Raw genomic sequence first — 13,948 nt, forward strand, 5'->3', positions numbered from 1 at the left:
AAGAATGATTGTTCAACTTAGAATCGACGAACGTCTGATCCATGGACAGATTACCACTGCCTGGTCACGCTATCTCGATGTCAGCCGGATTGTCGTCGCGAGCGATAAGCTGGCTAAGGATCCGCTGACCACCCAGACGTTGCTGATGTCGGCGCCTGCAGGCAAAAAGGTCGCGGTGAAGACGATTCCCGACGCGATTAAGCTGCTGTCCGATCCGCGCGTGGACACGGTGCGCGTGCTGATCATTGTCGACAATCCGAAAGACGCGGTCGCTTTGGTCAAAGCCCTGCCGATCACGGAGGTCAACGTCGCCAACTACGTCAAGAAAAAATCCGCCAACAAGGTCAATCTGACAAGGGGAGTCAATTCCGATCCGGAAGATCTGGTCTATTTCAAAGAACTGGCCCAGATCGGCGGGCATGTATTCTCACAGCTGATTCCATCCAATCCGATTGAAAACTTCGCCGAGATCGTTTCCAAACTTTAAAGAAAAAGGGGGTTCCTCATGACCAACGCATTATTGATCGCGTTCGCCTATCTCTTATGGCAGGTTGCTGACAACTGGCTGGGATGGCAAACGTTTACCCGTCCGTTAGTTTTATGTACATTAACCGGTTTAATGTGCGGCGATATCACCACCGGCGTCATCATTGGCGCTGAACTGGAAGCTGTTTACATGGGCGTCTCCGCCATTGGCGGCGAAGCACCGTCCAACTATCAGGCCGCTTCCGTTCTGGCTGTCGGCTTTGTTGTTCTGTCCGGTGCGGATCAGGGCGTCGGCTTGGCGCTGGCTGTTACCGTCGGCACGCTGATCAACGCCGTGAAGCCGTTCACGCAGGCCATTGCCTTAGCGCTACATCCGTGGTTTATGAAAATTGCGGAAACCGGCAATGTTAAGAAATTCCGCATCGCCATGTGGATGCAGGTCATCTTCGTTTCTCAGCTGCTGAACACGATCGTCGTCTTCTTGGTCGCGTTGGGCGGCGAAGCGGGTTTGCAGACGTTTATCTCGATCTGCCCGGCCTTTATCATCAATGGTCTCAACGCTTCCGCGAACATGCTGGTAGTCGTCGGCTTATGCTTGACGACGCAGGCGATCTGGAATGGAACAACAACCGTCATGTATGTCATTCTCGGTTTTGTCGCCGTCAAATATCTGGCGCTGGGCACGCTGCCGCTGGCGTTGATCGGCATCGTCATTGCCTTCGCGCATTTCCAGAACAGCTATAAATTAGCGCAGAGCCGCTCTGCCGCGGCGATTGGCACGAATGCTCAGGAAGGGGATGATTTCTATGAATAAGGCGCCGAAACTGACTCCGGAAGAACGGAAAATGTTGAATAAATCGTTCTACTTCTCCTTAGGCACCAATATGGCAAGCAGTAAGGTTTCCCAGCAGTCCAAGTGCTTCGCGATGGCGATGGCGCCGGGATTGGAAATGTTCTATGACGATCCCGAAGACCGCCGTAAGGCTTTCTACCGCCACGCCGGCGAATTCTTCAATACCCATCAGGTATTCTTGGGTTTGTTGGTCGGCATCGCGCTGGCGATGGAAAAGCAGCAGGCTGAACATCCGGAAGACGATATTACGGAAACCATTTCCACGCTGAAAGCGTCCCTGATGGGACCGACTGCCGGCATCGGCGACAGCTTCTTCTTCAACTGCTACCGCGTCATCATCGCCGGTCTGTGTATTGGATTATCCGCCAACGGCAGTCTGCTGGGCGTCATTCTGTTCGTCCTGTTGTACGGCTGCCTGCTGCTGGTCTACAAATATATCTTCTTAACGGCCGGCTACCGCTACGGCACCAGCCTGATCACGGAAGCCTTTGAACGCGGCATCGTTCCGTTAATTACGGAAGCAGCGGGCATCCTGGGTGCGATCATGGTCGGCGCGCTGATCGCGCAGAACGTTTCGATCAAAATTGCGCTGCAGCCGGTGATCGGCGGTGCGACGATCGACTTCCAGGGCATGCTGGACTCGATTATGCCGGGCCTGCTCTCCCTGTTATTGTGGGGCTGGAGCTTCTCCCAGGTCCAGAAGGGCTGGTCGCCGACGAAATTGATCTTCATGATCATGGGCGCCTGCGTCGTGCTCGCTTTCTTCGGCATCCTCTAAAAAACCAAAGGCTGTCACGCAAATTCCAACCCGTGACAGCCTTTTTTAAAGCACATGGAAAATCCCGACGACATCCTTATAGGAGCGGTCATACAGAGTGTTGATAAACAGCTCGTTCTGATGGATGAACTGCTTCAGCAGGTAGGAAATGATCTGAACGTTCTCTTTGCTTCCATTGCCCTGTTGATAAAAGATGTAGACGCTCGCTTTCGCCCGTTCCCACAGCATCGGCTTCTTGTTGACGAACACCTCGAAGACCGGCTGCGCGATCCGCAGCGCCAGCGGCGTGATCAGGATGATATTCTTTTCCTTCTCATAGCTGATGAAGCTGCTGCGCATCTTTAAATCATGGATGAAATGTTCATAATCGCCTATTTCATTCTGATACAGCTTGTAGATTGCGTCATAGACCTGCATCTGCGAGGTGAAGCTGCATTTGTGGAAGTTCTTTTCACGGAACAAGGTCCGCGCTTTCGCGTTGAAGCGCTGAATCAGAAATGTGGAAAGAGAATTGAGATCCGACTGGATGTGATTCAGGTTGCAGTCGATCAAGGCTCCGGCGTAATTCTCCGGCAGGATGTGTCTGTTGACGTCTGTAAGCAGCGCGTCATAAGCGTCAAGCTCATGATTGAACAATTCCGTATATTCCAACACGTCAATGGATTGGATATAGCGCCCATACTGCATGCGTATTCGATCGGACAGATTTTCGCTGTAATACCGACCATGCCGGGAAACGACCGCAAATTTCATTTTGTTATAATAAGTGTTATTTTTAAATAGCGCGGAATTGAAGATGTAATAGGCATCCACTAAATCGACCTCCTGCAGATACACGCCGTGTTTCACCTTGTAAAACAAAGCGAACAGCGAGCTGATATCCGCGGATAACAGGCCGATTTTTGTCGAACCGGGAAGCTTCTCGGAATCGGAAGTGAAATCAAACTCTTTTTTCAAATTCAAGCCGTACAGATAACAGGCAAAATCCCGATAAAAAATCGTGTCGAATATGCCGTCGACTTCGTAATATTTGGCAATAAAATCGACAACCTCCTGGACTTCCTCCTGAATTGCGTGCCGGTCTGCGTCAGGAATCCAATCCGGCTGTCTTATCGTCATACAACAGGCGATCAGCGCGGCAAAAGATAAAATGTCAGTTTCGCTTACGCCTTCCTGAAAATAAACTGGAAGCTGAGCGTAGATTGCCTGGGCAGCTGGATAAACCGGCAGCGAATGCAGCCGCTGGATCTGGGAGGGGGGTCAAGTGAAGATCTTTGCTGAAAGGGGAGCGGGTTCTGGCAAGCAGAAGATACTGCGCCAGTTTGATAAAGTGGATGTTTGGAATGGTGATCGCCTGTTGAGCGCTGAAATAACGCAGCACGCAATCGCGGACTGCCGTGGGATAGTCGGTATGATTGAGAAACAGCGCGTTGAAAATACTGGTGCGGACAAGCTGCGGATTTTCATGAACGAAGACCTTATGCATAAAAATCAGGCAGATTCGTTTCGACCATTCGGTACCTTCAATATATAACCCGTAATTGCGTTTGTTTTTCAAGTCGAGATGGAATTGATCGAGGATCAGCTGTGTCGAATCCAGCGTGCGCAGCACGGTGCTTTTGGAACAATATAAACTGTTCATCAGTGAGTCAATCGTCGTATAGGATGAAGCTGTTAACAGCTTCATCGCAATCGTATATGCGGTAGAAAATTCAGAGTAGTTCAAGTAGCGAAACTGGCGGAATTCTTTCAGGATCTGCGCTAAAAATGGCTGTGCCTGTTCCGGCCGGACCATCGTTAAACAATAACCGGAGGCAATCTTGGTGTCGATGAAGCAGCCATGTCCGCGGAGATAATCGTTGATCAAATCAATTTCCTTGCGGATCGTGTTGATCGAAACGTTGCATATTTTACTGAGTTCTTCGCTGCTGATGTAATCATGACAGGCCGCGATTTGCTGCAAAAGTGTTTTTCCAAGTTCGTTTAGCATCATTATTTCTCCTGAACTTCATTATAAAGGATTTTCAGGATTATTGCATGTGCATGGTGAGCAGACGGGTTATTATGGCCGTTTCGTGGTTTCGTTTGTTTCCGATTCTCCTGATCGTATTTCCAAGAACGCAGGGATCAGGAAGTGAATTTTTGAACAGCTGCAGGCTCTGCAAAATAAAAATGACGAGGCATATCGCAAATGGATTCATGTCCGGAGCGCTGCGCTTTTTCTCAAACTTCAATTTGATCCTGCTGCTGTAAAGTCTGACAAGGATGGATCTAAGCCATTTAGACAATGAAGCAAAATAGTCTTTTTACAAACAACGCCGTAAAATTTTACTGCGCCCATCGAAGAAACATTGCAGATCTTACTTCCTTTCACTCACCGCTGGCATCATTGCCGCAAAAGAAGAGGTGTTGTAAGATTTTATCTTCTGATTGTTATAACATTGTTTTCCCCGAGGCATGTTACTATAACACATTCCGGATGAGTTTGGCAGAGGAAAGTCAGGAAGAAAGCAGGGACTTAAAATAAAACAAAAATCATAGGTCCAAGTGAGGAAAATGATTTTCGAGGCTGTGCTTAAAGCGCTAAATAACGGATTGTGCAGGGAGATCAAGGAAGTTATAATAAGTTTAGATGAAGAATCTGGGCATGGGAGAAACAGCTGATGATTGATATCCGGGACAGAACCGCTTGTCCAACTTTGGAAGAAATTGGAGAGTACGTCAAGAATCCCCTATTTATTCAATTTTGCGAAGACATTAAAAACAGATATAAGGGCAAAGAAAAAATAGAATTTAGTTCCTGCAGTTGGAAATTCGGTTGGAATGTTAAGTGGAGAAAGGCGGGAAAGAATCTATGTACGATCTATCCTGAAAAAGGATATTTTTCCGTTTTAATCGTTATTGGACAAAAAGAGAAAGAAGCGGTTGAGGCTGTTCTGGAAGAATGTACCGCAGAATTAAGAGAGCTTTATTATCAGACGCAAATGGGGAATGGACAAAAATGGCTGATGATCGATTTAGAGGAGAAATCAAAAATGTATGCCGATATATTTCATTTGCTTGATATTCGCAAAGGCAGATGATTTCGGTTCAGTTGGACCAGCCCTGCATCTGGGAATTGAAATATAAATGGAAAAGAGGCAGATGAAAAGGCTGTCGAAAAGTATGGGGCAATTATATCGGCGGCACAGACGACAGTTTGACTTTGCTGGATTATCTCATTGGAAAGCAGAAAGATGAAATTTCATTAAGTGAAATCTTGGCGGATACAGGTCTGGATTAGCTGAATTGGAACTTCCAAATTACGGAATGGCCGCTTGAATTGAAAGACGAAGACGGTCTGGAACATGAATTTGATTTTTCGATCAGCCTTATAACCGATCTGGCCGCTCTTTTGTTGGAGTGTCAGGTTAATGGCAATGTGCCTTTAGGGCTAATTCAAAACAATGCGGATGACTGTACAATTCGAATTATTTCCACTTCCAAGGAAAAAGCTTGTATGAACAAAACACTGGCTGATTTGTCGAAGGACCCGCTGGCTCATGATCTCTATGAAATGGTTCCAGAGGAAGAAATGAAGGAAATAGCTCGCGACTGCGAAAATCTGCGTAAGGAATTATTTGGGTAAGCGGCCAGTCAGAATGAAAGGATGAAGAAAAGATCTGATTGAAGAACTTGCCGAGGTTTTGATGGATTTTAACGATGTTCTTCGATGTTATGGTATCTCTTCGGAAGAATTAAATCGGCTTATATCACAAAGTTTGAAAAAAATATGAAGCGTGGGTAAGCAAACCTCAGAAAAGAGAACCGGGCTCTCTAAAAGCAAGGTAACTGCTACACTACGGCATAGAAAGGAATGGAATTCGATGAAGACTGAAGAAGAATCCGGATGGGTTGAGAAAATTAACAAGATCTCAGGAAAAGAAGCTTTCATTCAATTTCTTGAAGACCTGTCTTTAGATTATCAACAACATCTTGAAGCATGGGAAAATACGACAATCCCTGACTATTTGCAACAAATGGCAAGCTGGATAGAAGACGATTCAGCCAGTCCCACCAAGAATATAGTCTGGGCGGAAGTGGATTTTCAGGTTTTGGCTAAAATTCTCTATATGGGAAAGCTCTATGAATAAAAGCTTTGCCCGGATTTCATCCTTCTCAATACGTTGGTTTCAAAAACATAATCAATTTGAAGCTGACGGACTGCAGCGAATCAATTCATTCGCTGTTTTTTATGGAAAAGAATGCGGCGAAGCGCTCAGTGTTCCGGAGGTCTTTTCTAGTTCAAAGCTCAGCTCATTGTTGAGTCGGAAAAGCAAAAGGAACGTTTTAAAATTGAGTTCAGTGGAAATCAGTTTCCGGATGTTTTAGCAGAAACCCAAACATGAACGCTTATCCGGATCCCATAAAAAAAGCGCCGCCGTTTATGGCTTTGCGCTTTACGAATTCAGTTCAGGCATGCTTTGCATTATAATCAAGACACCAGTTGATCGCATCCGCTGCGGATTCTACGATGTGCCCGGCGATGCGCTGCAGCTTGGGACTGCCGCTTTGCATCGCGAAGGTATGTCCCGCCCCGGCAAACATTTCCGCATCGTTCTGAGCGTCGCCGATCACCGCGATTTCCTCCGCTTTCAGCTTATATGCGGTCTTCAGATAGTCGATAAAGACACCTTTATGCGCCGCTCCGTTTCCAATTTCCAGAAGCTGTTTTCCGCTCTGAGTGACAAAGCATTGTCCCTGCAGCCGTTCACGCAGCCGCAGAAGGGCCGCAAGACAGACTTCCGGCGAAGGCAGCGTCAGCGACAGCTTGCCGGCGAGAATCCCGCGGTCATCGTTGAGGAACTCATCCAGTGTAAAATCCATGACCTGACCGATTCCAAGCTCAGCGCATTCCTTTCGGTAACGCTGCGCCGTTGGATGAAGAGGATCCGCAAAGATCCGTTCGGAATTCATGCCCTGAACCTGAATCATAGTCCATTGCGGAAACTCGCCGTCAAGGATGGCGACGATTTCGCGAAGCTGGCGGACCTGCAGCGGATCAGTGACGACGAACTGTCCCTGATCATAACAAACGGCGCCGTTAAATCCCGCGGCCCGGATGGCGCGAAACCCATATTTTTCTAACAAATGAATACCGTAGCCGATCATCCGTCCGCTGGCAACGCAAAACTCGATCCCCTGACGCTGAAGTGCTTTCAGCGCCGCTTCATTGGCCGGACATAAATCAAAGACCGTTTCTCCATGCCCTTCAAATAATGTGCCGTCAAGATCGCTGACAATCCATTTAATCATAATCGCTCCTTCTCCCCCCCCTGTTTTTTTTCTCTTTGCTTCTTATTTTACTCTGAAATCGGGCCTGAACGGAAGTTGAGATTTCCGCTTATCCGTCGCCGTTTCCGCTTCAGTATGCAGCTTATTCGTCTTCGTCGTCAAACTGCGGGAACTGATAATCATTCATGCAGACGACCGCTTCTCTGCCGACGTCGGCCAGCGCTTTGATCTCAGCCTCCGTTGCATTTTCATCCAGGCAGGTCAGCTGCAGCAACATGGGAAAATTCATTCCGGTAAACAGATAAGTGTTCGGCCGGGAAAGGTAGGGCAGAGCCAGCTGATTGACGCTGCCGCCCAGAATATCGGTGCACAGGATGACCTGATCGTCATCGTTAACACTTGCCCAGAACGATTCCAGTTCCGCTTTGGGATCACAATCGTCAACATAAGCACTGATCGCTGTGATCTGGTCGATATTGGCTGTGAAAATACTTAAGGTGTTCAGGAGGCCCTTCGCCATCCCGCCGTGACTTAAGAGTACAATTTTACGCATCATTCTTCCTTCTTTCTTTCATTTTTTCAGTTTTGTGAGCTGAAGCCCGCAAGGCCGCGCAGCCGCAGCTCGCCGATGCCGGTTTGGGGTCTGGATCCGATGAAGACCGATGATCGGAAATGAATGGAAATCATTTACCGGAAGCTGCTTCCCAGCGTCAGCACCGCGAAATGATATTCCAGAATTACATCCATCAGATGCTCATAATCCGGATTTTTAACCAGTTCGTCGATCACAAGCCGGTCGTGAAACACCGTTTCCAACAGATGCGGCACGTATTCATTTTCAAACCGTTCCGCATCCTTCGCGACCTGTCCGCGATCCCAATACACGATGATCTGCGCTTTATGCAGGCTGTGATTCCAAGGGATCGGCCGTTTCAGGACAAAGACGCCGATGATGACGTTGGCGGTGTGAGAATGCAGGCCGCTGAGAATGACGACGTTATCCCGTGGCTGTGACGCCATGATTTCCTCGCAGGTACGCAAGTCCTCTTCTAACGCCTGAGGGCTGTCCAACAGAACCGGCTTCAGCGATTCACTGATTCTTTTCAGACAGGCGTCCTCGCTGGCCGCCTCTACCCCGGTAAAGATCAACTCCGGCCGCAGATCACTGCGAATCTTGAAATTGCTGTGATGATTGCCGTTGACGAATAAGGAACGGATCTTGCGCTTGGTGCTTTCATCAAAGAACAGATCCAGCTGGAAAACCGTCAGCGACTTGGGAAGAAACGTTAATTCTTCAGGGTTGTACGAGGTAAATAACAATTCATACAGGCTTAAGTCAGCGTCTTTTAATTCATACAATTCCAAAACGTCGATCTGTTCCATGAACCGGCCGAAATTGCGCATCAATCGTTCCGCGATTCCGCGGCCGACGCTTTTGTCGATGTTGGATACGCAGCAGGCGCGGATCTTTTTAAACTTCCATGGGAAGCGGCCGAAGACCGGGTGGATTACCAGCGCCAGCCGCGTGATTTCCTCCGCGCTGATTTCGATTTCATATTTCTCATGCAGATACACCATCGCCTGCATCGCCATTTTCCGCGACATCAGCGAGCTTTCCACCTGCACCTCGCTGGCAAACTGCGTCGTGCGCAGATGATAGCGGGAACGGGTAAACAAACCGTCAAGGTGCAGCGCGATGTCGTCGACCAGTTTGATATCCTTGTTAATCGAGCTGAACTGATTGGTCTGCGCCAGATGCTGAACGAGATCGAATGCGATATCCTTGCTTTCCAGAAACCCGTCGCGAAACATTTCGTCCGGACTCAGCGCGATCCGGAAACCGACGAAACCGATTGCCAGTAAAATGATATCTTCGCGGATAAAGGTGCATTGAAGTAATTCGGCGCACTGGTTCAGCACCAGCTTGGCGACGTAATACGAATTCCGGTTCGTGAACCGGATAATGGTCGATTCGGGATAGTCCAGCGGATGACCGTTCTTGCTGCGGACGGCGGAGATCAGAATCAGCCGGCTCAGGGAAGCCAGACTGGAGACCGACAGGTTGTAGCTGATGAACATTTCCTGCAGCGACCGGATGATCCGCTCAATCCGCTGCTGAATCTGCGGATCAAATCGGTAAAGCCGGCCATATTCTTCCGGTTGGGCCAGGTGCAGTGAGGTCGTGGAATAATTGCCGTATTCATAATTCAGGCACAGCCGGAGATCATGTTCCCGGCCGCTGATTTTCATTCCGTGGCGGCTTTTGGAAACGATCTTTAAATCGAACAGCTTCAGAATTTCACGAGCCCGGTTCAGAATCTGTTTGACACTGGTCAGGTTCATGAAAAGCAGATCTTCCAGCTCCTCAATGCGGGTGTAATCCTGCCGGCAGAGCAGCGTGCGGATAATGAAATGCGCGCGGTCAACCTGAATCGGATTGAGGATATGCTGCGAAGGGCGAACGGATGTGTTCTGCATAAACTGCTCGAAGCGTTCCCGATCTTCAATGATCAGCCAGTACCCGCTGCCCGTTTTGGAGGCGATCGCCGCACCCTGATCGCTCAGCGCAAGATTCAGCTGGCTGAGGTTTTTACGGATTGTCTTGCTGGAAACGCCCAGACTGTTGGCAAGAAATTGGGAACTGACGGGTTCCTTAGTCCGGTTCAGCCGGTCGAGCAGCTGTATTTGAATCGGAAGCAGTTTTTCCTTCATCCGTTCACCTCCTGTTGTTCAATCAATCCAGTTCAAGGACTTCCAGCTGCGCATGCGCCGCGGCCCAGGTCTTTATGGCATCCAGGGCCGGGGGATCATAGACCAGAAAATCAACGTAACTATGCGCGTTGCCCAGCGCGGCGTTGATCAACATCCCGCTTTGTCCCTCGCTCAATATCCGGCTGACTTCTTTTTCCACCTGTTCCCGATGCGCGATCTTTTCCTTTTTCGCCAGCGCAGGCGCCTCGTTGACGACAACGCTGCAATAGCCTGCCTGACACGCCCGGACAAGGTTTGTTGATTCTTGTTTTTCAGTCGCTTCGCCTTCTTCGTTTAACAGCGGCAGGCAGAAGCTGATGCCTTCGATGATATCCTGCCGCAGCTGCAGCTTCTTTGTCCGGCGGGTGTAATTCTCAGCGATAAAGACGATATCGCGAGGATCAATCCAGCCACGTTTTTCCCATTCTTCATGCAGCACGGCTTCCAATTCGAGCAGCGACACCCGTTTTTTCCCCCGGCTTGTCAGCTTCCCGACCCCGTTCAGAAACTGAAGGGAGCCAAGATAAGCTTCGACCGCAATTTCCCCCAACGCGTCAGAAAGCATCATATATAATATCATGAAGCAGTCTTCCTCACGGAGGTCTTTAAATTTCGGATGTTTTTCGACTTTGAGGTTCAGCCGGTGACGCTTGTTGTCCAGCGTGGGGATAACCTGAATTTCTTCTGGTCTCCAGGTCCGGCCGTTGTATGTGAAATTGCCTTTGAGCGCCGGGTGGCTGGCGTCGAAACACCAGCGGGATTTCAGACTGTCAGGCAGCCGGGAACAAAAATAATAGGCCAGAATCCTGCGCACCGGATCCAGCGTCGTTGTCAGTTCCAGATGAATTTCCCGGCTGTTCTGCGGTTGGAACAATCGGAATGCAAAGCCGGGCAGCACCCGTTCCATCATTTGCAGCAGCTCCGGGTTCACCTCTTCAAATCGCCCCTGGCCGATCAGGCGTTCAAAGCGGTCATGCTTCTGGACGAATTCGTCCATAAATTGTGCAACGTTTTCTTTTAATCGAATCATCGGGTTCTCCTTTAAGAAAGGAAGCACGCAAGAGTCCTGCGTGCTTCCTGTTCATCCTGATTTTGCGGCTCAGGCAAGAATGCCGATCGCCGAAAGAACGATGGCGGCCACCAGCACGATGACGATCATCTTGCCGGACGTCATGCTCTTGCGGCCTAACCCCCAGTAGATCAGGGCGACGGTGACCACGTTGCCGAAATGCGGAATGATCGAATCCAACAGATCGTTGACCGGCTGGACGACTTCGCCATAGCTCATCGTAATGCCGAATTTGACGTTGACGGTCGAAGCGACCAGCGCGCCGACAACGGACAGGCCGAGTACAGACGCCGCTTCCGTGATGTGCTGCAGCTGCGCGCTGCGGGTGGTGACGAAGGTAACGCCTTGTTCATAGGCGACGAAGAACAATTTGTAGAAGGCAAACCAGATGACCAGCTGAATCACTTCGGCGATGACCCAGCCGACAATGCTGCCTTCCAACGCCATATACGCGGCAATCGCGCCCAGGATTGTCATAAACATGATCCAGATGATCGCATCGCCGATGCCGGCCAGCGGTCCCATCAGCGCGGTCCGCATTTCAACGGCCTGTTTGGTTGCGTCCGGATCCTTCGTGGATTCGATCGCGATGCATGCGCCGAGGATGATGTTGCCCATCCACGGATGTGTATTATAGAATTTGAAATGATCCTTGTACTTTTCCGCTAACAGATCGGCGTCGCCGTCATAGATCTTTTCCATCGCCGGATGGATGGAGTAGACCCAGCCGCCCGACTGCATCGTTTCATAGTTAAACGGCGACTGACGTGTGAAAATATAACGGTTTAAGCAGCGCCGGAGATCTTTTTTGGTTAATACATTACTCATCGTAGTTCCCTCCGTTTCCGGCCGCTGCGGCGGTATTGCCCTTTTCCAAGCCTTTATAGACCATGTAGGCGGCGACGAACGCGAACATTGAAATCGCGACCATCGACAGTCCCAGGTAGGAGGCGGCGGCGAAGCCGAAGATCATAAAGACGCCGTATTCGCGGATCGGCAGATATTTCATCAGGATCGCGAAGCCCACGGCCGGAAGCATCCCGGCGGCGGTATTCAGGCCCTTGGTCAGCCAGACTGGCATGTTCGCCAACAGGGTGGTAATAATCCCGGAGCCGACGGTCATAACCAGTAAGATCGGCAGCGTGTAGAGCGTAGCGCGGAAAATATTCCAGCCGTGCGCCCAGATACCCATTTTATCGAACTGGTGTTTTTCAACGCAGTCCATCTGTTTGTGAATGAAGAAGGAACCGCACATTTTCGCAAGGATATCAAACTGCGTGCCTAAGGTCGCAACCGGAATTCCGGTCGCCAGGCCCGCTTCGACCCCGCCGCCGGTCGCAATCGCGAAGACGGTACCGACGACAGTACCCATCGCGTAATCCGGAACGGAGGATCCGCCGTAACCGCCGACCCCCAGACCCATTAAGCATAACGTGCCGCCGACGGTCAGGCCGGTCGCAACGTCGCCCATGATCAAGCCGGTAACGAAGCCATGCAGAACCGCCACGCCGTAGCTGAAAAGCTGAACGCTCATTCCGATCACGGTGAATCCCCACATCCACGCGCAGACCAGAATGATTTGAATTGGAGTAAACATTTCTCTCATCCTTTCTTAATCCAGTTTATTGATTGAGTTGTAAATGAAACCGAGATAAATTGAAGCTAAGAGTCCAGAACTTCCTTGCAGACTTTTACCGGATCGTCGGTGCGGAATTGACAGGTGATCTGAATTCCGGCATCGCGCATTTCGCGAAGCATCGCTTTTTCTTCGGCGTTGACCCGCACGGTTTTGTCAAGGATCAATGTTTCCCCGGTATTCTGGGTGACGTTGCCGAGATTGACCCGGGCAAATTGGACGCCGGCCTTATATAAGGCGTAAACATCCTGAATTTCACGACCGACAATAAACACGCGCTGATCGGCGTAATTGCCGTTTTTAATGTTGCCCGCGGCTTTTTCCGGAGCTAAGACCGACAGGCTGACGCCGGCCGGCACGGACATTTTCAGCGTGCTGCGAATCACCTGATTGTTGGAAGCATCTTCATTCACAACCATGACCCGGGTGCAGTGATTCTCTGGAATCCACATGGTAGCGACGATACCGTGAACCATCCGGTCGTCGACACGGACGTCTACAATACCGCTGCTCTGTAGATATTCGTTCATAAATAATCTCCTTTCGTATCAATCAAATATGCATATTTATCTGATAGGTTAATTATAAACGCTTACATTTTCTAATTATAGGATATCAAGTTCCACTAGGATTTAGCCTTTTCCAAGCTTGTTTTTAAGCGTCTGATGCCAAATAATGGAAAACATTTCCATTCGGACAGAAAAGTTCCGCACCGTTGTGATCTTGGACTGATCAAGCGGCAAATTGCGGGAAAACGGATGGCGGAATGTGTCGTTTCCCTGAAAAGGGGGAAGCGGGATATCGTTCCTTTTTGTCGAAGTTGTCGGGAAAGTCAGTCCGCGCACTTTGTCATGGATGTTCAGAGACCATGAAAATCTGAGGGTGAGCGTATCGGGATATCCATGCGCTATCCGTTCATCGCAAGCCGCAAGAAGCTGCAAAGGCGGAAGACTGCGATTTTGCGGCAGAAACAAGCTCACGGCAGCACTGCGCGGTCGATTCGGTTTCATGGATAACAGGGTCAGAAGCACAAGGGGAAATCCCTCCAGCAGTGTTTCAAAAAGGATGACGGCGGCGATCAAACGGGCTAGTCTTTGGAAG

The 13,948-nt window shown here is 49.6% G+C and carries 15 protein-coding genes and 1 pseudogene; 6 read left to right on the forward strand and 10 right to left on the reverse strand.

Going from position 1 to position 13,948, the window contains the following annotated elements; translation table 11 throughout:
• Nucleotides 1-4: 4 nt before the first annotated feature.
• The 3 genes from I2G61_RS12355 to I2G61_RS12365 are packed head-to-tail and all read left to right on the forward strand — an operon-like array spanning nucleotide 5 to nucleotide 2,117.
• Entirely contained in the window at nucleotides 5-487 is a 483-nt protein-coding gene (locus tag I2G61_RS12355) for a PTS sugar transporter subunit IIB (protein ID WP_006057784.1), read from the forward strand.
• 18 nt (nucleotides 488-505) lie between these two features.
• Nucleotides 506-1,300 carry a PTS sugar transporter subunit IIC gene (locus tag I2G61_RS12360; protein WP_072685236.1) on the forward strand — a complete coding sequence of 265 codons (795 nt, stop codon included), beginning with the start codon at nucleotides 506-508 and terminating at the stop codon, nucleotides 1,298-1,300.
• Nucleotides 1,293-2,117, forward strand: a complete 825-nt coding sequence (locus I2G61_RS12365) for a PTS system mannose/fructose/sorbose family transporter subunit IID (protein WP_072685237.1) — start codon at nucleotides 1,293-1,295, stop codon at nucleotides 2,115-2,117. Before I2G61_RS12360 ends, I2G61_RS12365 begins: the two co-directional genes overlap by 8 nt.
• A gap of 45 nt (nucleotides 2,118-2,162) precedes the next feature.
• On the opposite strand, the gene I2G61_RS16515 is transcribed toward I2G61_RS12365, so the two are convergent.
• Together I2G61_RS16515 and I2G61_RS16520 are read right to left on the reverse strand one after the other, a co-directional pair.
• Nucleotides 2,163-3,236, reverse strand: a complete 1,074-nt coding sequence (locus I2G61_RS16515) for a hypothetical protein (protein ID WP_072685238.1) — start codon at nucleotides 3,234-3,236, stop codon at nucleotides 2,163-2,165.
• Between the two features lie 34 nt (nucleotides 3,237-3,270).
• Nucleotides 3,271-4,107 (reverse strand): helix-turn-helix domain-containing protein, encoded by an 837-nt coding sequence (locus I2G61_RS16520; RefSeq protein ID WP_072685239.1) that lies wholly within the window; start codon nucleotides 4,105-4,107, stop codon nucleotides 3,271-3,273.
• A 673-nt stretch (nucleotides 4,108-4,780) separates the two neighbouring features.
• Here I2G61_RS16520 and I2G61_RS12375 point away from each other — a divergent pair.
• The 3 genes and pseudogenes from I2G61_RS12375 (at nucleotide 4,781) to I2G61_RS12385 (ending at nucleotide 6,250) form a co-directional block, all read left to right on the forward strand.
• Complete coding sequence (locus I2G61_RS12375) at nucleotides 4,781-5,200, forward strand: DUF3788 domain-containing protein (RefSeq protein WP_072685240.1); 420 nt, start codon at nucleotides 4,781-4,783, stop codon at nucleotides 5,198-5,200.
• 89 nt (nucleotides 5,201-5,289) lie between these two features.
• A pseudogene (locus tag I2G61_RS12380) lies at nucleotides 5,290-5,745 on the forward strand (imm68 putative immunity domain-containing protein); the annotation flags it as partial.
• A 238-nt stretch (nucleotides 5,746-5,983) separates the two neighbouring features.
• Nucleotides 5,984-6,250, forward strand: coding sequence for a hypothetical protein (locus tag I2G61_RS12385; protein WP_083538611.1), 267 nt, complete (start codon nucleotides 5,984-5,986; stop codon nucleotides 6,248-6,250).
• Nucleotides 6,251-6,569: 319 nt separating this feature from the next.
• Here I2G61_RS12385 and I2G61_RS12390 read toward each other — a convergent pair whose 3' ends face one another.
• From I2G61_RS12390 to I2G61_RS12425, 8 genes are all read right to left on the reverse strand, one after another.
• Nucleotides 6,570-7,412, reverse strand: coding sequence for an HAD hydrolase family protein (locus I2G61_RS12390; protein WP_072685241.1), 843 nt, complete (start codon nucleotides 7,410-7,412; stop codon nucleotides 6,570-6,572).
• Nucleotides 7,413-7,533: 121 nt separating this feature from the next.
• Nucleotides 7,534-7,944 (reverse strand): PTS sugar transporter subunit IIA, encoded by a 411-nt coding sequence (locus I2G61_RS12395; protein WP_195548309.1) that lies wholly within the window; start codon nucleotides 7,942-7,944, stop codon nucleotides 7,534-7,536.
• A 134-nt stretch (nucleotides 7,945-8,078) separates the two neighbouring features.
• A complete protein-coding gene (locus I2G61_RS12400; protein WP_195397495.1) occupies nucleotides 8,079-10,103 on the reverse strand; it encodes an HTH domain-containing protein in 2,025 nt (674 codons plus the stop codon).
• Nucleotides 10,104-10,125: 22 nt separating this feature from the next.
• A complete protein-coding gene (locus tag I2G61_RS12405) occupies nucleotides 10,126-11,172 on the reverse strand; it encodes a hypothetical protein (protein WP_195397494.1) in 1,047 nt (348 codons plus the stop codon).
• A 69-nt stretch (nucleotides 11,173-11,241) separates the two neighbouring features.
• Nucleotides 11,242-12,039, reverse strand: coding sequence for a PTS system mannose/fructose/sorbose family transporter subunit IID (locus I2G61_RS12410; protein WP_072685245.1), 798 nt, complete (start codon nucleotides 12,037-12,039; stop codon nucleotides 11,242-11,244).
• On the reverse strand, nucleotides 12,032-12,808 hold the full coding sequence (locus tag I2G61_RS12415; RefSeq protein WP_072685246.1) for a PTS sugar transporter subunit IIC: 777 nt from the start codon (nucleotides 12,806-12,808) through the stop codon (nucleotides 12,032-12,034). Before I2G61_RS12415 ends, I2G61_RS12410 begins: the two co-directional genes overlap by 8 nt.
• A gap of 65 nt (nucleotides 12,809-12,873) precedes the next feature.
• Nucleotides 12,874-13,377 (reverse strand): PTS sugar transporter subunit IIB, encoded by a 504-nt coding sequence (locus I2G61_RS12420; protein WP_072685247.1) that lies wholly within the window; start codon nucleotides 13,375-13,377, stop codon nucleotides 12,874-12,876.
• 102 nt (nucleotides 13,378-13,479) lie between these two features.
• Entirely contained in the window at nucleotides 13,480-13,929 is a 450-nt protein-coding gene (locus I2G61_RS12425; protein WP_072685248.1) for a hypothetical protein, read from the reverse strand.
• Between the last annotated feature and the right edge of the window lie 19 nt (nucleotides 13,930-13,948).

Origin of the sequence: Holdemania sp. 1001095H_141210_F2 (assembly GCF_015558105.1) — a bacterium.
In the GTDB taxonomy this organism is placed as follows: Bacteria; Bacillota_I; Bacilli_A; order Erysipelotrichales; family Erysipelotrichaceae; genus Holdemania.